Annotated in this window: 20 protein-coding genes; 15 read left to right on the top strand and 5 right to left on the bottom strand. The window is 70.6% G+C overall.

Annotated elements, in window-relative coordinates; genetic code table 11:
- Positions 1-528 precede the first annotated feature (528 nt).
- Both QSK30_RS30640 and QSK30_RS30635 read right to left on the bottom strand, forming a co-directional pair.
- On the bottom strand, positions 529-1,740 hold the full coding sequence (locus QSK30_RS30640; RefSeq protein WP_285508211.1) for an amidohydrolase: 1,212 nt from the start codon (positions 1,738-1,740) through the stop codon (positions 529-531).
- Positions 1,737-2,627 carry an aldose 1-epimerase family protein gene (locus tag QSK30_RS30635; protein ID WP_285508209.1) on the bottom strand — a complete coding sequence of 297 codons (891 nt, stop codon included), beginning with the start codon at positions 2,625-2,627 and terminating at the stop codon, positions 1,737-1,739. The genes QSK30_RS30640 and QSK30_RS30635 overlap by 4 nt, the downstream gene beginning before the upstream one ends.
- A 55-nt stretch (positions 2,628-2,682) precedes the next feature.
- Between QSK30_RS30635 and QSK30_RS30630 the strand changes: the two genes are divergently transcribed.
- From QSK30_RS30630 to QSK30_RS30615, 4 genes are all read left to right on the top strand, one after another.
- Entirely contained in the window at positions 2,683-3,249 is a 567-nt protein-coding gene (locus QSK30_RS30630) for a TetR/AcrR family transcriptional regulator (protein ID WP_285508207.1), read from the top strand.
- A complete protein-coding gene (locus QSK30_RS30625; protein ID WP_285508205.1) occupies positions 3,249-4,073 on the top strand; it encodes an MBL fold metallo-hydrolase in 825 nt (274 codons plus the stop codon). Before QSK30_RS30630 ends, QSK30_RS30625 begins: the two co-directional genes overlap by 1 nt.
- 327 nt (positions 4,074-4,400) lie before the next feature.
- The gene (locus QSK30_RS30620) at positions 4,401-5,270 is read left to right on the top strand and encodes an arginase family protein (protein ID WP_285508203.1); all 870 of its coding nucleotides are present in this window, start codon (positions 4,401-4,403) and stop codon (positions 5,268-5,270) included.
- A 73-nt stretch (positions 5,271-5,343) separates the two neighbouring features.
- Positions 5,344-5,664, top strand: a complete 321-nt coding sequence (locus QSK30_RS30615; RefSeq protein ID WP_285508201.1) for a hypothetical protein — start codon at positions 5,344-5,346, stop codon at positions 5,662-5,664.
- Between the two features lie 48 nt (positions 5,665-5,712).
- Here QSK30_RS30615 and QSK30_RS30610 read toward each other — a convergent pair whose 3' ends face one another.
- Positions 5,713-7,014 carry an MFS transporter gene (locus tag QSK30_RS30610; RefSeq protein ID WP_285508200.1) on the bottom strand — a complete coding sequence of 434 codons (1,302 nt, stop codon included), beginning with the start codon at positions 7,012-7,014 and terminating at the stop codon, positions 5,713-5,715.
- A 54-nt stretch (positions 7,015-7,068) separates the two neighbouring features.
- Positions 7,069-7,728 carry a pyridoxamine 5'-phosphate oxidase gene (pdxH, locus tag QSK30_RS30605; RefSeq protein WP_285508198.1) on the bottom strand — a complete coding sequence of 220 codons (660 nt, stop codon included), beginning with the start codon at positions 7,726-7,728 and terminating at the stop codon, positions 7,069-7,071.
- A gap of 313 nt (positions 7,729-8,041) precedes the next feature.
- Between pdxH and QSK30_RS30600 the strand changes: the two genes are divergently transcribed.
- The 8 genes from QSK30_RS30600 (at position 8,042) to sepH (ending at position 17,224) form a co-directional block, all read left to right on the top strand.
- Entirely contained in the window at positions 8,042-9,205 is a 1,164-nt protein-coding gene (locus QSK30_RS30600) for a citrate synthase 2 (protein WP_285508196.1), read from the top strand.
- Positions 9,206-9,969: 764 nt separating this feature from the next.
- A complete protein-coding gene (locus QSK30_RS30595) occupies positions 9,970-10,803 on the top strand; it encodes an ABC transporter ATP-binding protein (protein ID WP_285508193.1) in 834 nt (277 codons plus the stop codon).
- Positions 10,800-11,630: an ABC transporter permease gene (locus tag QSK30_RS30590; RefSeq protein ID WP_285508192.1), complete on the top strand. Its 831-nt coding sequence runs from the start codon at positions 10,800-10,802 to the stop codon at positions 11,628-11,630. Before QSK30_RS30595 ends, QSK30_RS30590 begins: the two co-directional genes overlap by 4 nt.
- A gap of 5 nt (positions 11,631-11,635) precedes the next feature.
- Entirely contained in the window at positions 11,636-12,802 is a 1,167-nt protein-coding gene (locus QSK30_RS30585; RefSeq protein WP_285508191.1) for a sensor histidine kinase, read from the top strand.
- The gene (locus QSK30_RS30580) at positions 12,799-13,419 is read left to right on the top strand and encodes a response regulator (RefSeq protein WP_285508190.1); all 621 of its coding nucleotides are present in this window, start codon (positions 12,799-12,801) and stop codon (positions 13,417-13,419) included. The genes QSK30_RS30585 and QSK30_RS30580 overlap by 4 nt, the downstream gene beginning before the upstream one ends.
- A 22-nt stretch (positions 13,420-13,441) precedes the next feature.
- Positions 13,442-14,803 (top strand): serine hydrolase domain-containing protein, encoded by a 1,362-nt coding sequence (locus tag QSK30_RS30575; protein ID WP_285508189.1) that lies wholly within the window; start codon positions 13,442-13,444, stop codon positions 14,801-14,803.
- Between the two features lie 81 nt (positions 14,804-14,884).
- Positions 14,885-16,021 carry a phosphoserine transaminase gene (gene serC, locus QSK30_RS30570; protein WP_285508187.1) on the top strand — a complete coding sequence of 379 codons (1,137 nt, stop codon included), beginning with the start codon at positions 14,885-14,887 and terminating at the stop codon, positions 16,019-16,021.
- A 210-nt stretch (positions 16,022-16,231) separates the two neighbouring features.
- Positions 16,232-17,224, top strand: coding sequence for a septation protein SepH (sepH, locus tag QSK30_RS30565; RefSeq protein WP_285508186.1), 993 nt, complete (start codon positions 16,232-16,234; stop codon positions 17,222-17,224).
- Positions 17,225-17,538: 314 nt separating this feature from the next.
- Here sepH and QSK30_RS30560 read toward each other — a convergent pair whose 3' ends face one another.
- Positions 17,539-17,775 carry a hypothetical protein gene (locus tag QSK30_RS30560; protein WP_285508184.1) on the bottom strand — a complete coding sequence of 79 codons (237 nt, stop codon included), beginning with the start codon at positions 17,773-17,775 and terminating at the stop codon, positions 17,539-17,541.
- Between the two features lie 186 nt (positions 17,776-17,961).
- On the opposite strand from QSK30_RS30560, the gene QSK30_RS30555 reads away from it, so the two are divergent.
- From QSK30_RS30555 to QSK30_RS30545, 3 genes are all read left to right on the top strand, one after another.
- Positions 17,962-18,969 (top strand): ketoacyl-ACP synthase III family protein, encoded by a 1,008-nt coding sequence (locus tag QSK30_RS30555; protein ID WP_285508182.1) that lies wholly within the window; start codon positions 17,962-17,964, stop codon positions 18,967-18,969.
- 63 nt (positions 18,970-19,032) lie between these two features.
- Entirely contained in the window at positions 19,033-20,796 is a 1,764-nt protein-coding gene (locus QSK30_RS30550) for an ABC transporter ATP-binding protein (RefSeq protein WP_285508180.1), read from the top strand.
- Complete coding sequence (locus QSK30_RS30545) at positions 20,793-22,661, top strand: ABC transporter ATP-binding protein (protein WP_285508178.1); 1,869 nt, start codon at positions 20,793-20,795, stop codon at positions 22,659-22,661. Before QSK30_RS30550 ends, QSK30_RS30545 begins: the two co-directional genes overlap by 4 nt.
- The last annotated feature ends 14 nt before the right edge of the window (positions 22,662-22,675 follow it).

The following is a 22,675-nucleotide window of genomic DNA, read 5'->3' as shown; positions in this document are numbered from 1 at the left end:
ACTGCCTTCGTGTGGGGGGAGAGCACCGCTAAACTTGCCGTGTGGTGGGGATGCCCTTCACCCGCCCTTTTTTCACCACCGCGGTGCTCTAGGGGCCCCACGCGAAGGCAGTCCAGCCAATCGAGCCTCCGCTTTACTCGGGCAGCTCGGACGGCGTGCCGCACGCCGACCTACGGTCGACCTTGTTGGCGGCTCATCGCTGGGGCTGCCCGAGGAAAAGACGAGGGGCTCGATCGGGTGAACTCGCTTCGTGCGGGGCCCCTAGAGCACCGCGGTGGAGAGAAAAGGGCAGGGAAGGGCATCCCCACCCACGGCAAGTTTAGCGGCACTCTCCCCCCACACGAAGCGAGTCCACCAGATCGAGCATTCGTAGCGGGCGTTGCTTTCCAGCGGGTCGGCCTATCTGCTGCGGTACCAGCGAGGGAGGGAGGGAGGGAGGGAGGGAGGGAGGGAGGGAGGGAGGGACTCCCTGGCCTTCCAGCGGGGTCCGCCTATCCGCTGCGGTACCAGCGGGGGTGGGGGACGGGATTATCCTCGGTAATACGGATCCTTCGTGACTCCGATACCCTGTGTCTCGTCAAAGTGGTAGACCTCGTTCCCGTTGATGAACACCCGCATTGCCCGACTCATCACGTCCAGTGGGTCTCCCGACCAGATCACCAGGTCCGCGTCCAGTCCCGGTTTCAGTGCTCCGACCCGGTCGTCCAGTCCCAGCATCTCCGCTGGGTTCACCGTGATCGAGCGCAGGCCGGTTTCCTCGTTCAGGCCCTCCTTGACCGCCAGGGTGACCTGGTGGACCAGGAAGTTGATCGGGACGACCGGGTGGTCGGTGGTGATCGCGATCCGGACGCCTGCCTTGGCGAGGATTCCGGGGTTGCGCAGGGTTCGCTGGCGCAGTTCGACCTTGACCCGACTGGTGAACAGCGGGCCGATGACGACCGGGATGTCCCGTTCGGCGATCAGGTCGGCGAGCAGGTGTGCCTCGGTTCCGTGGTTCAGCACCAGTTTGTAGCCGAACTCGTCCGCGAGGCGCAGGGCGGTGGCGATGTCGTCGGCGCGGTGGGCGTGTTGGCACCACGGGAGTTCGCCGTCGAGGACTCGGACCAGGGCCTCGTTGGTCAGGTCTCGGTCGAAGGGCTTGCCCTCGGTCTCCGCGTGTTCGCGCTTGGCCTTGTAGTCCTGGGCCTTGGTCAGGGCCTCGCGGATCACGGCCGCGACGCCGAGCCTGGTCGACGGCATCATCTTCTTGTCGCCGTAGACGCGCTTGGGGTTCTCGCCCAGTGCGCTCTTCATGCTCACCGGATCGCGCAGCAGCATGTCGTCGACTGTGCGGCCCCAGGCCTTGACCGCTACGGTCTGGCCGCCGATCACGTTGCCGGAGCCGGGTTTCACGACGATCGTGGTGACCCCGCCCGCGAGCGCGTCGCGGAAGCCCTCGTCTGCCGGGTTGATGCCGTCGATGGCCTTGACCCGGGCCGTGTTGGGATCGGTCATCTCGTTGGTGTCCTGGCCGGCCCAGCCCTCGGCCTCCTCGTGCACGCCGAGGTGTCCGTGCGCCTCCACGAAACCGGGCAGGACCCAGGAGCCGGAGGCGTCCACGACCTCGGCGTCGTCCGGGATGTCCACGTCGGCCGCCGGGCCGACAGCCACGATCTTGCCGCCGTCGATCAGGACCGTTCCGCCGTCGATGGGGGTCCCCACGACGGGCACCACATAGCCGCCTGTCACCGCGATAGTCACGACGTCGACCCTAGCGGCGCGAGGCCCCAGGACGCCGACCACTGGGCGCCGGGGTCGAGGAAGAGCAGGTCGGTGCCGGAGTTGAGCGCGTCGGGCGGGCAGGTCATCGGTTCGATGGCGACCGCGCGGCCCGCTTCCCGGCCGGGGAACGAATCGGGCGTGTAGACCTGAACCCACCGGAAAACGGCGTCCGCCCAGACTTCGACGCCGCCGCCGGGGGCGCGCAGGGTGTGCCGGACCAGGCCGTCCGCGCCGGGTTCGCAGCCGCCGTAGGCGTCGTCGAGGTTGAGCTCGCGCAGCGGGCGGTCGACCTTCTCCACCGGGACGGCGTCGCCGGTGGGGACCATGCGCTCGGGGTCCAGCGGCAGGTGGGTGGTGGCGGCGAGGGTCAGCACGCAGTCGTCCACGTCGATGCCCGCCGGGCGCGGGTACGGGTGCGCGCCGACGCCGAAGGGCATTCGGCGTTCGCCGAGGTTCTCGACACCGTGGGTGACCGTCAGGCCGGTCTCGTCGAGCGCGTAGGTCATGGTGGCGCGAAACGGGAACGGCCACCCGGGGCGACCGTCGACGACCACCGCGAGCGTCACCGAGGACTCGGCGTGCTCGACGACCTCCCAGGTCTCGCGGCGGACCAGGCCGTGGCTGGCGTTGCCGCGCGCGGCCTCGGTGACCTCGAGGTGCAGCTGCTCGCCCTCGTGGGTCCACACCGCGCCCGCGACCCGGTTCGGCCAGGGCACCAGGACCGCGCCCGCGCCCATCGGGGCCTTCTCCCCCGGCGGGAAGGTCTCCAGGTAGGGCACACCGCCGACCTCGAACAGGCGCAGGGTGGCCCCGGTGGTGGTCACGACGGCTCGGGCACCGGCGCGGCGGATCTCGGTCTCGTCCATCTGACCGAGGGTAATACCGCTGGCATTTACTAGACCGGTCTGTATATTAGCCGTCGTGGCACGTCGAAGCGATACCCGGGACCGCACGCTGCGCACGGCGGCCGAGCTGTTCAGCAGGCAGGGCTACCACGGCACCGGGCTCAACCAGGTGCTCGCCGAGGGCGGCCTCCCCAAGGGCTCGCTCTACTTCCACTTCCCCGGCGGCAAGGAGCAACTGGCCGCCGAGGCGATCGAGCTGTCGAGCGCGGAGCTGTGCGCCTGGATCGCCGACGCACTGGCCGAGGCCGAAGACGGCGCGAGCGCGCTCACCGCGATCGTCGAGGGGCTCGCCGCCCAGCTGGTCGCCTCCGACTACCGCACCGGCTGTCCTATTGGGACAGTGGCGCAGGACATCGGCGACACCGAGTCGGTGCGGGCCGCGTGCGCGGAAGCCTTCGCCCGCTGGCACGCCCTGCTCAGCGATTACCTAGTCCGGCAAGGGTTCTCCAGCCAAGCCGACACCTTGGCCAGCACCCTCCTCGCCGCCATCCAGGGCGCCCAGCTGCTCGCCCGGAACTGCCGTGACACCGCGCCGCTGCTCGCGGTGGGTAAGACCCTCGCCCCGCTGTTGAGAGGACACTGATGCGCGTACGACACCTGGACTGCGGCAGCATGCACCCGTTGGGCGGCAAGCTCGTCGACGGCGCGCCCGGCCTGTTCCGGACGGCCCACCTGGTCTGCCACGTGCTCCTCGTGGAGGGCGACGACGGCCTGGTCCTGGTCGACACCGGCTTCGGCGTGGCCGACCTGGCCAACCCGCGCGACACCCTGCCCGGTCCGTTCGTCGCCCTGGTCCGGCCGGTGCGCGACCCGGCCCAGGCGGCGCTGCGCCAGCTGGAAGCCTTAGGCTACAACCGTTCCGATGTCCGGCACATCGTGCTCACCCACCTCGACCTCGACCACGCGGGCGGCATCGCCGACTTCCCCGACGCCCGCGTGCACGTCTTCGGCCCCGAGCACCGCGCGGCGATGACCCCGGCGACGGCGAGCGAGAAGGCCCGCTACCGGCGCGCGCACTGGGCGCACAACCCGAAGTGGGAGATCCACGAACCCTCGGCGGGCGAACGGTGGATGGGTCTGGAAGCCGTCCGCCCGCTGCCCGGCCTGTCCGACGACTTCCTCCTGGTGCCGCTGCAGGGCCACACCCGAGGGCACTGCGGCGTCGCGGTCAACTCCGACACCGGCTGGCTGCTGCACGCGGGCGACACGTACTTCAACCGGGCCGAGATGGACCCGGTGCCGTCCTGCCCGCCGGGGCTGCGCGTGTTCCAGAGCGTGGCGCAGATCGATGGGAAAGCACGGCACGCCAACCAGAAGCGGCTGCACGAGATGGTGCAGGGGCATCGGGGTGAGGTGACGGTGTTCTCGGCGCATGACGCTGCCGAGCTTCAGCGGCTGTCGGGTTGACGCGTCTCCGCGTCCGGCTCGGGGGGCGTGGGTGATCAGTCAATCGCAACGTGCCCCGCGATGCCCACCGCAACGGAACCGACCTCGATGGACGGTGCTCGATGGAGTGGATTGGCTTTGTTTGGGGAGAAAAGAGGCGCTAGCCTGACCCAGGCGTGGGTGATCCCTTCCCCACCCGCTTCACCCCGGCGCCTCTTTTCTTAGGGGCCCCGAACAAAGCCAATTCACCCCATTGAGCACCACGACGTCACCCAAGCCGCGTGTCATCGCTCCTACTTCACACTTCGTCGTCTCAGGGTAACTAGTCATGGGCTTACACTGGTTAGCATGACCCTTGCCCTGTTGGACGCGCCCACCAACCTCGGTCTTCGGCCGCCGGTGCCGGGTACGGTGCCCGGCGCCGCCAAGGCGCCCGGTGCGTTGCGTGATCGTGGTTTGCTGAGCCGTCTTGGGGCCCGTGACCTGGGGCATCTTGTCGCGCCGCGCTATGACCGGGGTGGGTGGAGCGAGGGCGGTGGTGTCTTCCACGCCCGCGAGATCGACGCGTACGCGCGTGCTCTTGCCGACCGGTTGGCTCCGGCGATTGCCGCAGGTGACTTCCCGGTGGTGCTCGGCGGTGATTGCAGCCTGCTCCTCGGTCCCGGGCTGGTCGCGCACGAGAGCGATCGTCGGATTGGGCTCGTCTACCTCGACGGCAGTTCCGACCTGCGCCATCCCGGCAACTCGGACACCGTCGGTGCTGCCGCGGGTGAGGTGTTGGCCCACGTCACCGGTCGTGGGCAGATCGGTGGCCGGTACTTCGCGGACTCTGACGTCACCGTCCTGGGGATCCGCGACTACGACGACTACCTCGCCGAGATGACCGAGGCGGGCATCGCTTTCCGGACCGCGCCGGACATCCGGGGGCACGGGGCCGCCGAGACCGCGGCGTGGGTGCTCGGCCGGCACGGCGCGTTCTGGTTGCACCTCGACGTGGACGTGCTCGACCCGTCGGTTCTGTCCGCTGTGGACTCACCCGATCCGGGCGGCTTGTCGGCGCGGGAGTTCGTGGAGCTGGTCACCCCGCTGGCGGGGCACCCGTCGTGCGTTGGGCTGGACCTGGCCATCTACGACCCGGATCTCGACCAGGACGGCAGCCAGGGCGACCTCGTGGCCGAGCTGCTGGTACAGGTGCTCGCGGGCCGCACGACCGGGTGACTCTTGGTTCTGCCTGCCGCGGTTGTGAAATTCTCCCTGTGTCCAAACGCAACCGCACGGAATGGATGCAGCCATGCGATTCCCCAGGGGACTGGCCGGTGCGGCCGTCCTGGCAGCGACAGCACTCGCGCTCTCGGCGGCGCCGGCCTTCGCCGCCGACGGCGTCTTCAGCTACGGCGAGGGCCAGCAGCTGGAGAACCCGGCCGACGGCGAGTGCCTCGAGCTCGCGGAACCGGCCTTCACCTACTCGAACAACACCTCGTCAGGGGCGGTGCTGTTCGAGAACTTGAGCTGTGAGGGGGCTACGGAGTTCGTCCCGCCGGGCAGCTCCGGCAACTCCAGCGAGAGCTCCGCCTCGTCGGTGCTGTTCATCGCACCCGACAACGGCAACTGACAGCTCAGGTGGTGTGGGCCCGGGGCGTGACCCGGGCCCATACCGACGTCACTTGACCGGCTCGGGTTCCGGGGTGAAGCGGAAGCGCCAGAAGGACGGGACGGCGGCGACGGTCACCGCGGTCAGCACGATCACCAGCACGCCGCCCACCGTCGCGGCGACCGCCGTGCCCACGGCCGCGGCGCCCCAACCGTGCACCAGGTCCGCGATCCGGGGACCACCCGCGACAACCACGGTGAACACGCCCTGCATCCGGCCGCGCATCTCGTCGGTGGCCTCGGTTTGCAGCATCGAACTGCGGTGCACCGCGCTCACCAGGTCGGCGCCGCCGCCGAGGGCGAGGAACGCCGCGGCCAGCCAGATCGAGGTCGACAGGCCGAAGCCCACCATCGCCACGCCCCACACCCCGATGGAGATCGCGATCACCGCGCCCTGCCTGGTGATCCGGGCGAACGCCCCGGAGAACAGGCCGAACAGCGCCGAGCCGATCGGGATCGCCGCGTACAGCCAGCCCAGCGCGGGGCCGCCGCCGGGCGGGTCGCCGAAGGTGCGCTCGGCCATCTCCGGGAACAGCGCCCGGGGCATGCCGAAGACCATCGCGATGATGTCGACCAGGAACGACACCAGCAGCAGCTTCTTGACCGACAGGTACCTGAAGCCGTCCGCGATGTCGCGCAGCCCGGCGGTGCGCGAGGAGCCCTCCCCCGGCGGCATCGCGGGCAGCAGCGACACCAGCCCCAGCGCGACCACCAGGGCCACCGTGTCGATCAGGTACAGGGTGGACAGACCGAGCAGCGGGATCAGCGCGCCCGCGGCCAGCGGGCCGAACACCATGCCGAAGGTGAACGTGGTGAAGTTGAGCGCGTTCGCCGGGGCCAGCAGCTCCGGCGGCACCAGCCGGGGGATCGCGGCGCTGCGGGCGGGCATGTTCACCGCCACGAACGCCTGTTGCAGGCCCAGCAGGACGAGCACGACGGCCACCGAGTCCAACCCGGTGAACGCCTGCAGCCACAGCAGGCCCGAGGTGGTGGCCACGCCCAGGTTGCTGATGAACATGACCTTGCGCCGGTCGATCGCGTCGGCGATCGCACCGCCCCACAGGCCGAAGACGAGCAGCGGCACGAGACCGACCGCCCCGGTCAGGCCGACCCAGCCGGACGAGCCGGTCAGGTCGTAGACCTGCTTGGGCACGGCGACGGCGGTGAGCTGGCTGCCGACCGCGGTGACCACGGTGGACAGCCACATGCGGCGGTAGTCGCGGATGCGCAACGGCCGGGTGTCGATGACGACCTTGCCCAGGATCCCCCGGGCTCGGCTAGCGCGTGCGCGGCGCTCCGTTGGGGTACTCACAACTCGTTAGCTTAGGCATACTAACGAGTTGTGAGCCTGTGATTTAGCCCGGTCCTACGGGCCGAGCCGCTCGACCTTCCACCCGTCGCGGGCCAGCTTGAAGCGCAGCCGGTCGTGCATCCGGTCGCGGCGTCCCTGCCAGAACTCCACCAGCTCGGGCTGGATCCGCCAGCCACCCCAGTGCGGCGGCACCGGCACGGTCTCCGAGTCGGCGAACCGGCGCTCCACATTGGCCAGCGCGGTCTCCAGCGTCCCGCGCCCGCTCACCACGATCGACTGCGGCGAGGCCCACGCGCCCAGCTGCGACCCGCGCGGGCGCTTTGCCCAGTAGGCGGCGGTCTCGGCCTGGCTCACCTTCTCGACGGTCCCCCGCACGGTGGCCTGCCGGTGCAGGCCGTACCAGGGGAAGGTCGCCGAGGCGTAGCGGGTGGCGCTCAGGTCGTGGCTCTTGGCGGAGGTGTAGTTGGTGAAGAAGACCAGACCGCGCGCGTCGAGCCCCTTGGCCAGCACGGTCCGCGAGGACGGCATGCCGTCGGCGCCCGCGGTGGCCAGCACCATGGCGTTCGGCTCGGACAGACCGGCCTGCTTGGCCTCGTCCAGCCAGGCCTGCAGCTGCTGGTGCCAGGTCTCGGCGAGGTCGCTCAGCTGCAGGTCGCCCTTTTCGTAGGACACGCGCATGGTGGGAAGGTCCAGGGCGATCTCGCCGTCAGCCATACCGCATCTCTCCTCGCAGCCCGAGCGGGGGTCAACCGCAGGACTTGGACGGTACGGGGAATCGAGGTGAACGGGAACCGCCCGCACGGTGACAGCGGACACGGGAACAGCCGTACTGGAGACCATCGACAATCTGGATCGTTTCACTGGATCGTGACCGAAGACACCAGAGTGAACGATTGCTAACCGCCCGCACCAGGAGCATGGTTGCTGGACAGCCGTGCAGTGGTGCCCGGCGTGGGCGATCTGCCTCGAAGTGCCGCTGCCGATACGCGTAACCCGTCGTGGACATGGCGTGTGAAAGGCGAGGCGAATGCACAACGCGGTGCGGGACATCCAGCAGACACCCTCCGCTGCCACCGCGGCGGCAGAACCCGACGACGGCTTCCGACCGGGTCTGGAAGGGGTCGTCGCCTTCCGCACGGAGATCGCCGAACCCGACCGCGACGGCGGTGCCCTGCGCTACCGCGGCGTCGACATCGAGGACCTCGTCGGCAAGACGACCTTCGGCAACGTGTGGGCCCTGCTGGTCGACGGCCGCTTCGGCCCCGGCCTGCCGCCCGCCGAACCGTTCCCGCTCCCGGTGCACTCCGGTGACGTCCGGGTGGACGTGCAGGCGGGCCTGGCCATGCTCGCCCCGATCTGGGGCTACCGCCCGCTGCTCGACATCTCCGACGACGAGGCCCGCGAACAGCTGGCCCGCGCCTCGGTCATGGCGCTGTCCTATGTGGCCCAGTCCGCCCGCGGCATCCACCAGCCCGCCATCCCGCAGCGCCGCATCGACGAGTGCGACACCATCACCGAACGCTTCATGACCCGCTGGCGCGGCGACCCGGACCCGGCCCACGTCGCCGCCATCGACGCCTACTGGGTCTCGGCGGCCGAGCACGGCCTGAACGCCTCCACCTTCACCGCCCGCGTCATCGCCTCCACCGGCGCCGACGTCGCCGCCTCCCTCTCCGGCGCCATCGGCGCCATGTCCGGCCCCCTGCACGGCGGCGCCCCCGCCCGAGTACTCCCGATGATCGCCGAGGTAGAGCGCACCGGAGACGCACGCGGCTTCGTCAAGGGCTTGCTGGACCGCAAGGAACGACTCATGGGCTTCGGCCACCGGGTCTACCGAGCGGAAGACCCACGCGCCCGCGTCCTACGCCGCACCTGCAAGGAACTCGGCGCAGAGCGGTACGAGGTAGCAGCGGCACTGGAACAGGCCGCACTGGCCGAACTCCGCGAACGCCGCCCCGACCGCGCCATCGAGACCAACGTCGAATTCTGGGCAGCGGTAATCCTCGACTTCGCCCAGGTGCCCCCGCACATGATGCCCGCCATGTTCACCTGCGCCCGGACAGCGGGCTGGTGCGCACACATCATGGAGCAGAAGCGCACCGGCAGGCTGGTACGCCCCGCGGCCAAGTACATCGGCCCGGACCCCCGCCGCCCCGAGGACGTCGAAGGCTGGGACGCGATCGCCCACTAGCCCAGCGGCACAAGAACGAACAGCAGCACCAGCACCACCAAGCAGCCCACCCCCACAGGTGGGCTGCTTCTTTTCTTACCCAGCCCCCTCCCTTCTTCAATCCCGCTCTTCGCTTTTACTCTTCGCTCTCAATCCCTAATTCCCAAGCCCTACGGAACGCAACACCCGTTACGGATGTGCTCGATTCAGTGGACTCGCTTCGTGTGGGGGGAGAGTACCGCTAAACTTGCCGTGTGGTGGGGATGCCCTTCACCCGCCCTTTTTTCACCACCGCGGTGCTCTAGGGGCCCCGCACGAAGTGAGTTCACTGAATCGAGCCCGCTCTTAAGTCGGGCAACCCGTATGGGCTACGTTTCGTGAACTGGGCGTAGCTCATACAGGTTGCCCGACTAAGACGCAGGCTCGATCTGGCGAACTCCCTTTGCGCGGGGCCCCTAGAGCACCGCTGTGGGGAAAAAGCGTGGGGTGAAGGGCATCCCCACCACCAGGTCAAGGTTAGCGGCACTCTCCCCCCACACAAAGGGAGTCCGCCAGATCGAGCACATCCGTACCGGGTGTTGCGTGGCGTGGGGCTTAGGTTTTAGAGATGGAAAGGACAGAGATAGGCATAGGGATTGTGTCGGCCTGAGCCGGGTGGGGCTTGGGCCTGGAGGGTCAGGGGTCTGGGGGTGTGGGGCTTACGTCGGTGTCCACCGATCGGTTGACAGCCAGGTTCAACCGCTCGCTCGTCCCCCCGCCCCCTCCCAACGACCAGCATTAGTCCCATGAACGCGATCGAAGTGCGAGATCTCCACAAGCACTACGGGTCCCACCGGGCAGTGGCCGGGATCGACCTCCAGGTGCGGGAGGGCGAGGTCTTCGCCCTCCTCGGTCCCAACGGGGCGGGCAAGACCACCACCACCGAGATACTTGAGGGCTACCGGCAACGCGACAACGGCACGGTGCGGGTGCTGGGGCAGGACCCCGGCACCGCCGGTCGGGACTGGCGGGCGACCATCGGCATTGTCTTGCAGACCGCTACTGATGCCGCCGAGTTGACCGTGCGCGAGACCATCAAGCATTTCCGTGGTTACTACCCGAATCCGCGTGCCGTCGAGGATGTCATCGACCTGTGTGGGCTCCGGGAGAAGGTCAATGCCCGGGTCCGGTCGCTTTCCGGTGGTCAGCGGCGGCGCGTGGATGTGGCGCTCGGGATCATCGGGCGGCCCCGGCTCCTCTTCCTGGACGAGCCCACCACCGGGTTCGACCCCGAGGCCCGCAGGCAGTTCTGGGACCTGGTTCGGACACTTTCCGGTGAAGGCACCACGATCCTGCTCACCACGCACTACCTCGACGAGGCCGAGGCTCTCGCCGACCGGCTGGCCGTGATCGCGGCGGGGCGGATCGTGGCCGAGGGGACGCCGCGGACCGTCGGGGGGCGGGATCGGGCGCCCGCGACGGTCAGCTGGGTCGACGGTGCCGGGCCGCACGAGGTGCGCACCACCGACCCGATCGGCACCGTCGTCCAGTTGGACGGGCGCGGCGGTATCAGCGGGCTGCAGGTGCGCCAACCCAGCCTGGAGGACATCTACCTGGACCTGATCGGGGCAAGCGCATGACCACGGCACTGGCACTACCGAGCAGCACCACCGCACTCCCGTCCACGTTGCGCACCGGCCTCTCGAGGGGTGGGGTCGAGCTGCGCATGTTCTTCCGGGACAAGGGCGCGGTGATCTTCACCTTCAGCTTCCCAGCGATCGTGCTGGCGCTGCTGGGGTCGATCAACGACGAGCCGGGTCCGGGCAGCCCGATGAGCCAGGTGCTGGCCGCGAGCATGATCGCCTACGGGATCCTGTCGACCGCCTTCATCAGCATCGGTACCGGGATCGCGAACGACCGGGAGGACGGGACGCTCAAGCGGCTGCGGGGGACGCCGGTGAACGCCGGTGCCTACTTCATCGGCAAGACCGTGCTGGTGGCCGTCGCGAGCCTGGCCGAGGTGGCCCTGCTGCTGGCCGTCGGTGTGCTGATGTTCGACCTGGAGCTGCCCACCGACCCGGGCCGCTGGCTGACCTTCGGCTGGCTGCTGGCGCTGTCCATCGTGGCCTGCACGCTGCTCGGCATCGCCGCCAGCGGTCTGGCCCGCACGGCGCGCAGTGCCGCGGCCGTGCTCAACCTGCCGGTCCTGGTGCTGCAGTTCACCTCGGGGGTCTTCGTGCACATAAGCTCGCTCCCCGAGGCGATGGTGCGGGTGGCGGCGTTCTTCCCGGTCCGCTGGATGGGCCAGGGCTTCCGCTCGGTGTTCTTGCCGGACAGCATGGCCGCGGGAGAGGTGGCGGGCTCGTGGGAACACCCGGTGACCGCGCTCGTGCTGGGCGCGTGGTGCCTGATCGGGCTGGTGCTGTGCCTGACGACCTTCCGCTGGACCGACAAGCGGGCGGGGTGAACCCGGTGGCGGAGATCAGGGCGTGGAACCGGGCGTTCTGGCTGTGGGACCTGTACTTCGCCCTCGGCTACGCGTTCGTCACGATCCTGGTCGTCGCCAGTTCGGGCAGGCCGGGCGACCGGCTGGTGGCGATCGCGGCGACCGCCGCGATCGCCGTGCTCTACGTGGTCCACGGCAGGCGGCACGCGGTGCTGGGCGACCACCCGGGGCACACGGCGGCGTTCGTGGCCGCGGCGTCGCTGCTGTTCCTCACCGCCACCTGGTTCGTGCCGATGAGCACCTACCTGCTGTTCGTGATGTGCCCGCTGGTGTTCATGTCCCTGCCGATGCCCGCGGCGGCGCCGGTGGTGGTCCTGCTCAACACGGTCCCGCCGGTGCTCAACGGGCTGCGGCTGGGCTCGCTGGACGGGTGGCGCGACCAGCTGCCGACCTCGTTCCTCGGGCTGGGGCTGGCACTGCTGATCGGCACCTACATCCACCGCATCGTCGCCGAGAGCGACGAGCGGGCCGCGCTGATCACCGAGTTGGAAGCCACCCGGGCCCAGGTCGCGCAGCTCTCGCACCAGGCCGGGGTGGCCGCCGAGCGGGGCAGGCTGGCGGGCGAGATCCACGACACGCTGGCCCAGGGGTTCACCAGCATCGTCACCCTGGTGCAGGCCGCGGAGTCCGAAGTGGACCGGGACAGCGCCAAGGTGCGGCACTCGCTCGACCTGGCGCTGCGCACCGCCCGGGAGAACCTGGCCGAGGCGCGGGCGCTGGTCGCCGCGCTCTCGCCGACCGCGCTCGACGACGGCACGCTGACCGAGGCGCTGCAGCGGCAGGTGGAGCGGCTGGCCGCGGAGACCGGTGTGCAGGCCGACTTCCACACCGAGGGCGACCCGGGCGGGCTGCCCACCGGGGTGGAGGTCGTCCTGCTGCGCGCCGCGCAGGAGGCGCTGGCCAACATCCGCAAGCACGCCGAGGCCGGGGCGGTCACCGTCGACCTGTGCCACTCGCCGACCGGGGTCACGCTCACCGTCAGCGACGACGGCCGCGGCTTCGACCCCGACGCCCCCGCCACCGGGTACGGGCTGCGCGGGATGCGCGCGCGGGCCGAGCAGGTGGCGGGCACCGTGGTCCTCACCAGCGCCCCGGGCGCGGGAACGACCCTGACCGTGGAGGTACCGACGTGATCACCATCGTCCTGGTCGACGACCACCCCGTCGTGCGGGAAGGCCTGCGCGGCATGCTCGAGGCCGAGCCGGACCTGACCGTCGTCGGCGAGGCGGGCTCCGGCGACGAGGCCGTCGCGGTGGCCAGGGTGCTGCTGCCCGACGTGATCCTGATGGACCTGCGGATGCCCGGCCTGGACGGCGTCGGCGCCACTGAACGGATCACCGCCGAGCGCATTCGGAGCAAAGTGGTGGTTTTGACCACCTACGAGACCGACTCCGACATCTTGCGCGCGGTCGAAGCGGGGGCGGCCGGATATCTGCTGAAAGACGCCTCCCGGGCGGAATTGGCGGGTGCGGTCCGCGCGGCCAACCGGGGCGAGACGGTGTTGGCACCCTCCGTAGCCGGGCGATTGGTCCGGCAGGTCCGTCAACCCCCCAAACAGGGGCTTTCCGGTCGGGAGGTCGAGGTACTGGCGCTGGTCGCCAAGGGCTTGACCAACGCCGACATCGGCCGGGCGCTGCACATCAGCGAGGCGACGGTGAAAACCCACCTGTTGCGCGCATTCGGGAAACTCGATGTCTCCGACCGCACCGCCGCGGTCACCACAGCCATGGCCCGTGGCTTATTGGGTTGATTTATGACGCACAATTCCAAGCATGCTGCAGACACTTGAGTTCGCGTTGCTGCGCCGGCTCGCGGTCGAACAGGCCGAGACCCGCGCACCGTCCATCGTGGCGGGTGTCGTCCGGGGCGACCAGCTCGTCTGGACCGGCGCGCGCGGAAAGGTCGACGGGAAGACCCCCACGGCCGACACCCAGTACCGGATCGGCTCGATCACCAAGTCGTTCGTCGCCGTGCTCGTGCTGCGGCTGCGCGACGAGGGCAAGCTGGACCTCAACGACCCGCTCGACAAGCACGTCCCGGGCACGTCGTTCGGCGACGTCACCGTCGCCCAGCTCCTCGCGCACACCGGTGGCCTGACCTCCGAGTCCCCCGGCCTGTGGTGGGAGCGGGCCGCGGGCGCCGACTGGTCGGCGCTGGACAAGAGCCTCACCGAGGAGGCCGTCAAGCACCGCCCCGGCCAGCGCTTCCACTACACCAACGTCGGCTACGGCGTGCTCGGCGAGCTGGTCGCCCGGCTGCGCGGCACCTCCTGGCTCGACGCGCTGCGCACCGAGGTGCTCGGCCCGCTGGGCATGACCCGCACCAGCCCGCACCCGGAGTCCCCCGCCGCGACCGGCTGGGCCGTGCACCCCTACGCCGACCTGCTGCTGCACGAGCCCACCCCGGACGCGGGCGCGATGGCCCCGGCCGGGCAGCTGTGGTGCAGCCTCGACGACCTGGCCCGCTGGACCCGGTTCGTCGGCGGCGACACCGGCGAGGTGCTGCACCCGGACACCGTGGCCGAGATGCGCGCCCCCGCGCACATCGACGACGACGCCACCTGGGGCGCGGGCTACGGCCTGGGCCTGCAGGTGCTGCGGGTCAACGGCCGCAAGCTGGCCGGCCACGGCGGCTCGATGCCCGGCTTCCTGGCGATGAACCTGGTCGACCCGAAGACCGGCACCGGCGCGCTGCTGATGACCAACTCCACCTCCGGGGTGCCGATCGGGGCCATCTGCGCCGACCTGATCGAGCTGGTCGAGCAGCACGAGCCCGCGCTGCCCGCCGAGTGGGAGCCGATGACCGAGGCCGACCCCGAGCTGCTGGCGCTGACCGGCCAGTGGCACTGGGGCCCGACCCCGCACGTGCTGCGGCTGCTGCCCGACGGCTGGCTCAACCTGGCGCCGGTCACCGGCCGCGGCCGCCAGTCCCGGTTCCGTCCCGAGGGCCGGGACACCTGGACCGGCCTGGACGGCTACTACGCGGGCGAGACGCTGCGCCTGTGCCGGGCGGCCGACGGCACCCCCACCCACCTGGACCTGGCGACCTTCGTCTTCACCCGGGAACCGTACGGCACACCGGCGGCCATCCCCGGCGGCGTCGACGACCGGGGCTGGCGGACCCGCGAGAGCTGAGGAGTGCCAGACTGGGGACGCCGCTCCGCCAACGTAGCCGGGGTCGTCCCCAGTCGTTCCTTTCCCTGAAAGGCGCTCCCGATGACGCAGACCGCCGATCCGAGCACGCTGGAGCTCCCCGCGGAGCTCAAGCCCTCCGACGGCCGATTCGGGTGCGGGCCGTCCAAGGTCCGTCCCGAGCAGGTGGCCGCGCTCGCGGCCGAGGGTGCCGAGCTGCTGGGCACCTCGCACCGGCAGAAGCCGGTGAAGTCGCTGGTCGGGCGCGTGCGCTCCGGTCTGCGCGACCTGTTCTCGCTGCCCGAGGGCTACGAGGTCGTGCTCGGCAACGGCGGCACCACCGCGTTCTGGGACGCGGCCGCGTTCGGCCTGGTCCGCGAGCGGGCCCAGCTGTTCACCTACGGCGAGTTCTCCGCGAAGTTCGCCACGGTGAACAAGAAGGCCCCGTTCCTGGCCGACCCGATCGTGGTCACCGCCGAGCCGGGCAGCGCGCCGGAGATCAGCTACGCCGAGGGCGCCGACCTGGTCGGCTGGGCGCACAACGAGACCTCCACCGGCGTGGCCGTCCCGGTCGTGCGGCCCGCGGGTTCCGAGGGTGCCCTTGTCGCCATCGACGCCACCTCCGGCGCGGGCGGTCTGCCGGTCAAGGCCGAGGACTTCGACGCCTACTACTTCGCCCCGCAGAAGTCCTTCGCCTCCGACGGCGGCCTGTGGCTGGCGCTGCTGAGCCCCGCCGCCCTGGAGCGGGTCGCCGAGATCGGCGCCTCGGACCGCTGGGTGCCGGAGTTCCTGTCGCTGCCGACCGCGCTGGACAACTCGATCAAGGACCAGACCTACAACACCCCCTCGGTCGCCACGCTGTTCCTGCTGGCCGAGCAGCTGGACTGGATGAACGGCAACGGCGGTCTCGACTGGACGGTCGCGCGCACCAAGGACTCCTCCGACCGCCTCTACACCTGGGCGGAGCAGAGCTCCTACGCCACGCCGTTCGTCACCGACCCGGCGCACCGCTCCCAGGTGGTCGTCACCATCGACTTCGCCGAGCAGGTCGACGCCGCCGCGGTGGCCAAGGCGCTGCGCGCCAACGGCATCGTCGACGTCGAGCCCTACCGCAAGCTGGGCCGCAACCAGCTGCGGGTCGCGACCTTCCCGGCCGTGGACCCCGAGGACGTCAGCACCCTGACCCGGGCGATCGACTGGGTCGTCGACCGGCTGGCCTGAGCCCGGCACCGGGCGTGTCGGAGCAGTACCGACACGCCCGGCGAACGGGTGAACGCTGGACTAACCAGGATGCGGTCGCCCGGTCGGATACGGCAAGATCACGACAGGATGTCACGGAGATCGCGGCGCGCCTAGCGCGTGTTCGAAGTTCGCCGATCTACCGTGGGACGCTGGCGAGTGAAGTCTGCTCAGGTCGCAGGGAGGTTCGCGATGCGTGCGCTGCGGGTCGTCGGGCTCTCGGATGACGGCAAGACCATCATCTGCGAGGACCCGGCGCGTGGCGAGCGCTTCACCCTCCCCGCCGACGAGCGACTGCGTGCCGCGGCACGTGGCGACGTCACCCGACTCGGCCAGATCGAGATCGAGCTGGAGAGCCAGATGCGTCCTCGGGAGATCCAGACCCGCATCCGCGCGGGAGAGTCCGTCGAGCAGGTGAGCGAGGCGGCGGGCATCCCGGCGCACAAGGTCGAGCGCTTCGCCTACCCGGTCCTGCTAGAGCGATCGCGCACGGCCGACCTGGCCCAGCGCGCGCACCCCGTCCGCGAGGACGGTCCAGACCTGCAGACCCTCGGCGAGGTCGTGGCGCACTCCTTCGGGCTGCGCGGCCAGGACTACGCCGCGGCGGGCTGGGACTCCTGGCGCGGCGAGGACGGCAAGTGGGTCGTCCAGATCAGCTGGACCGCGGGCCGCTCGCTCAACCGCGCGCACTGGTCGTTCCACCCCGGCGCGCACGGCGGCACGGTGAGCCCGCTGGACGAGCACGCCCACGACCTGCTCGACCCCCAGCCCAACCGGCCGCTGCGCACGGTGCGGCCGGTGACCGAGCTGGCCCAGGCCGCGCTCAACCTGGACCCGGCCGAGCTGGACACCGACCCGGAGCTCGACGCGTTCGCGCCGCCGGTCGCCCCGGTGCCCGAGCCCGCGGTGCCGGTCGCGCACGAGCCGGAACCGAGCACCGAGCAGGACTTCGTCGAGGACTTCGAGCTGACCCCGTCCCCCACCGAGCCAGCCGAACCGATCGAGGAGGAAGCCGCCGCCGTGGTGGACCTGCACGAAGACCAGCCGGAAGCCGAACAGGACGCGCTGATCGAGGAACCGGCCCGCAAGACCGAGCCCGCCCGGAGGCCGAAGGCCAAGAAGGCGCGGCCGATCGTGCCGTCTTGGGAGGACGTGCTGCTGGGGACTCGGTCCAACCGGGGTTGAGTTCTAGGGCCTGATGGGTGTGGGGCCCCTGGGTCCCTGCTTCCCCTACGCCAAGTGTGACTACGGGCTGTATCCCCTTGTCAAGGCGGGAAAGATGCCTTGACAAGGGGATACAGCCCGTGTTTTTGGCTGCGTATGGGATGCAGGGGCGGGAGTGGTCAGCGGGGTGGGGTTGGGTTGCCGGGGGCAGCTTGGTTGTTGTCGGGAAGGGACGGTTGGGCCGCCGTCAGGTGGGCGAAGTTGCGGCGGGGTGGACAGGTCGCTGTCTAAGGGCTGGGGGCTCAGGTCAGGTCAGGTCAGGCTTTGGGGCGGGGTCACGGGGTTGGGACGGCGTCCAGTAGGTCGAGGTCCCAGCCTTCGCGTTCGCACCAGTCCTCTGCGGCCTCGCGGGTGAGCCAGGTGGCGTTGTCGGGGCGTGGGCGGCCCAGACGGTCCCAGCCGTCCGGGGCCAGGACGTAGAGGTCGGCCGCGCGCAGGGCGAGGAGTCTGCCCTCGGGGTACGCCATGCTCGGTTCGGTGCGCAGGAAGCGCACCGGCTCGGGGCGGGTCATGCCGCCATGATGCCCGAGGTCGGCTGACCGGCGCCTGCCGGCCGAATTCCGCCGAATACCCACAGTGGACACAAATGTCCAGTGTGGAACTAACCGGCGTCAGCCGGTCGTCAGGTGAACGTGAAACGCTCAGGTTGATCCCCACTTTCTCCGCAGGTCAACGACTATTCGTAATGGGGTACGACCATGTCCGTCTTCATCTCGGCGACCGCCACCTGGACTCCGCAGACCGTCTCGTTAGCCGACGCGATCGCCGACGGGCTCGTTCCGCCGACCCACCAGGGGCTCGGGTTCGACTCGATCGCGGTCGCCGACGCGCTGACCGGGCCGCAGATGGCGATCACCGCCGCCCGGCAGGCCATCGCGCGGGCCGGGGCCGATCCGGCCGGTATCGGGCTGGTGCTGCACGCCAGCCACTGGTTCCAGGGTCTGGACCTGTGGCCCGCCGCCGCGTACGTGGCGAACAACGCCGTCGGCGCGCACCCGAGCTCCTACGACATCCAGCAGCAGTCGATCGGTGGGCTCGGGTCGCTCCGGCTGGCGACGGCCTGGCTGACGGCCGGGTTCGCCGAGACCGCGCTGCTGACCACCGGTGACAACTACGCCGCGCCCGCCATCGACCGGTGGGGCAGCCTGCAGGACCTGATCTTCGGTGACGGCGGCACGGCCATGGTGCTCTCGGCGAACGGGGGCTTCGCCGAGGTCCTGGCCACCGCGGCCGGGGCCGACAACGGGCTGGAGATCGCCACCCGCGGCACCACGCCGTTCGGGTTCGCGCCGGGGCAGCACGCGCCGGTGCCGATGGCGCAGCGGTTCATGCAGTTCGCCGGGCTGCCCGAGGCGCCCGCGGCGTGGGGGCGGTACGAGGCCGCGCTGACCGCGGTGCACGACCAGGCGCTGCGGGCGGCGAACCTCGACATCAAGGACGTCACCCGCGCGGTGCTGCCGTTCCTGCACCGCGGTGGCGACCAGCGGGAGAACTACGACGTGCTCGGCTACCGCGCCGAGCAGACGGTGTGGGACTACGGCCGCGGTGTCGGCCACCTCGGCGCGGGCGACCACTGCGCGGGCCTCAACCACCTGGTGGAGACCGGGTCCCTGGTCGCCGGGGACATCGTCGTCCTGGTGGGCGCGGGGCTCGGGTTCAACTTCCACGCGGCCGTGCTGCAGATCGTGGGCGAGCCGCCCGCGTAGAAAACCGGATGCCCCGGGGCGCCGGGTTCGCCTACCGTCGTCGCTCGGACCTCAGGGGGCGAGATGGACCGGGCGACGACGCTGGGTGCGATACGACGGCTTTCGCCGTACCTGCGACCGGTGCGCGGGCGGCTGATCGGCTCGGCCGCGGCGGTGCTCGCCTCGATGGTGTGCGGGCTGGCGATCCCGGTGGTGATCCAGCAGATCCTGGACGGGCCGGTCGCCGCGCGCGACACCGGGCCGCTGCCGTGGCTGGTCCTGGCGGTGGCGGCGCTCGGCGCGGGTGAGGCGCTGATGTTCTACCTCCGCCGTCGGCTGATCGCCGGACCGAGCACGCTGGTCGAGGCCCGGATGCGGGCCGACCTGTACGCGCACCTGCAGCGCCTGCCGATCTCCTTCCACGACCGCTGGCAGTCGGGTCAGCTGCTGTCGCGGGCGATGTCGGACCTGACCACGGTGCGGCACTTCGTCGCGTTCAGCGGGATCTTCCTGGTGGTCAACTCGATCACGCTGGTGCTGGGCATGGGCCTGATGTTCGTGCTCTCGCCGGTGCTCGGGGTGGTCACGCTGGTGTGCGCGCTGCCGCTGGTCCTGATCTCCTCGCTCTACGAGTCGCAGTACGCGGTGCTGACCCGCCGGGCCCAGGACCAGGTGGGCGACCTGGCGACCACGGTCGAGGAGTCGGTGCTCGGCATCCGGGTGCTCAAGGCGTTCGGCCGCGGCGCGCACCTGGGCAAGCGCTTCGCCGCGCAGGCCCGCGAGCTGCGCGCGACCGAGCTGCAGAAGGTCCGGCGGCTGGCCGTGCTCTGGGCGGCGATCATCGTGCTGCCGGAGGCCGGGATCGCCGCGCAGCTGCTGTTCGGCACGTTCGGCATCGTCGACGGCTCGATGAGCGTGGGCACCGTGGTCGCGGGCATCACCGTCGCCAGCTACCTGCGCTGGCCGACCGACTCGATCGGCTGGCTGCTGGCCGAGGCCAACAAGGTGGCCACCGCGGTGACCCGGTACTGGGAGGTGCGCGACGCCCCGGTGACGATCACCGACCCGGCCGCGCCGCGCCCGCTGCCCGCCTCCGGTGTCGGGGCGGTGCTGTTCGACGGTGTGCGGTTCGCGCACCCCGGTTCGGACGACGAGGTGCTGCGCGGGGTCGACCTGGCCGTCCGTCCAGGTGAGACGGTCGCGCTGGTCGGGCCGACCGGGTCCGGCAAGTCGACGCTGACCGGGCTGGTGCCGCGGCTGGCCGATGTGACCGGCGGCCGGGTGAGCGTAGACGGGGTCGACGTGCGCGAGCTGGCGCTCGCGGACCTGCGCACGGTGGTGGCGATGGCGTTCGAGGAGCCGGTGCTGTTCTCGGCCAGCGTCCGGGAGAACGTGGCGCTGGGCGCGCCGGGCGTCTCCGACGAGCAGGTTCGGGTGGCGCTGCGGATCGCGCAGGCCGAGGACTTCGTCGACCGGCTGCCGTGGGGCCTGGACACCCGCATCGGCGAGGAAGGGCTCTCGCTCTCCGGCGGGCAGCGCCAGCGGTTGGCGCTCGCGCGGGCGGTGGTGGGCGCGCCGAAGGTGCTGGTGCTCGACGACCCACTGTCCGCTTTGGACGTTCACACCGAGGCGGAGGTGGAGCACGCGCTGCGCAGCGTGCTGGCGGGCGTGACCGCGATCGTGGTCGCGCACCGGCCGTCGACGGTGCAGCTCGCCGACCGGGTCGCCATGCTCGACGGTGGCCGGATCGTGGCGGTGGGCACGCACTCCCAGCTGCTGGCGGAGAACCCGGACTACCGCGCCCTGCTGTCCACTTCAGACGACGACCGAGCGGAGGTGGGCTCGTGACCACGCCCGCTGCCCCGGTGGCACCGGCTGCCGAGTCCGCGCCCGCGGAGTCCTGGCGCGGTGTCGCGGCGGAGGACACCGAGCAGCTCGACCACGCGGCCGGGTTGAAGGTCCAGGCCCGCTCGCGTGCCCTGCTGCGCTCACTGCTGCGGCCGCGCATGGCGCGGGTGTGGTTCGCGCTCGCGCTGGTGGTGCTGGAGAACCTGTCCCGGCTGTCCGGCCCGCTGATCATCGCGGTGGCCATCGACACCGGGATCCCGGCCGCGGTCAAGGGCGACCCGACCGTGCTGGCCTGGTGCGTCGCCGGGTACGCGTTCTCCGGCATCGCCTCGGCGGTGCTCTTCGCCGGGTTCACCCGCACGTCCGGGCGGATCGGCCAGGACGTGGTCCTCGACCTGCGGCAGCGGATCTTCCGGCACGCCCAGGGGTTGTCCCTGTCCTTCCACGAGTCCTACACCTCCGGCCGGGTGATCTCCCGGCAGACCAGCGACATCGACGCGCTCGCCGAGTTGCTGGAGTCCGGTGTGGACGACCTGCTGGCCTCGGTGCTCTCGATCGTCGGGATCACCGCGCTGCTGCTCTGGCTGGACCTGCCGCTGGCCGCGGTGATGCTGGTGATGGCGGTGCCGCTGGTGTTCGTGGCCCGCTGGTTCCTGCGCCGGTCCAACCAGACCTACCGGGCGACCAGCGGCCGGGTGGCCAAGGTGATCATGCAGTTCGTCGAGACGATGAACGGCATGCGCGCGGTCCAGGCGTTCCGCCGCGAGCCGCGCAACGAGTCCATCCTGGACGCGCTGAACTCGGGCTACCGGGAGGCGAACCGGGACGCGCTCAAGGTGGTCGCCCAGTTCACCATGGGCGTGCGCATGATCGGCAACATCTCACTTGCGGTCGTGCTCGCCGTCGGCGCGTACCGGGTGGCGGGCGGCACCCTGGAACTGGGCGTGCTGACCGCGTTCACGCTCTACCTGCGCCGCTTCTACGAGCCGTTGGACGACATCGCGATGTTCGCGAACTCGTACTCGTCGGCGACGGCCGCGTTGGAGAAGATCTCGGGGCTGCTGGAGGAGGAGCCGGACGTCCGCGAGCCCGAGCACCCGACGGCCCTGCCCCGGCAGTCGCGCGGCGGCCGGTCGGTCGAGTTCGTCCGGACGGAGTTCCGGTACCGGGCGGACACGCCGGTCGTACTGCCGACCTTCGACCTGACGGTGCCCGCGGGCCAGACGGTGGCCCTGGTCGGCCCCACCGGCGCCGGGAAGTCGACCATCGCGAAGCTGGTGGCCAGGTTCTACGACCCCACCACCGGAGCCGTCCTGCTCGACGGGATCGACCTGTCCGCCTTGTCCGATGTGGACTTGCGGCGCGCGGTCGTGATGGTGACCCAGGAGAACTTCCTGTTCAGCGGTTCGGTGGCGGAGAACATCGCCCTGGGCAAACCGTCGGCGACCCGAGCGGAGATCGAAGCCGCGACCCGCGCCGTCGGCGGCCACGACTTCGTGTGCGCGCTACCCGAGGGCTACGACACCGACGTCCGCAAGCGCGGCGGTCGGCTGTCAGCGGGCCAACGGCAGGTGATCGCGTTCGCGCGGGCGTTCCTGGCCGACCCGGCGGTGCTGGTGCTGGACGAGGCAACGTCCAGCTTGGACGTCCCGACCGAGCAGATCGTCCAGCGGGCCCTGGAGTCGGTACTGGCCGACCGCACGGCGTTGATCATCGCCCATCGGCTCTCCACGGTGCTGATCGCCGACCGGGTGCTGGTGGTCGACGACGGGCGGATCGTGGAGGACGGGGCGCCTGCGGACCTGATCGAGGACTCCGGCCGCTTTGCTGCGCTGCATGCTGCTTGGCGCGATTCCCTGGTGTGATTCCTTGGTGTGCG

Origin of the sequence: Actinokineospora sp. NBRC 105648 (assembly GCF_030269645.1) — a bacterium.
Lineage (GTDB): Bacteria > Actinomycetota > Actinomycetes > Mycobacteriales > Pseudonocardiaceae > Actinokineospora.
The sequence above is the reverse complement of the archived record's forward strand: the minus strand, read 5'-3'. Positions and strand labels throughout refer to the sequence as shown.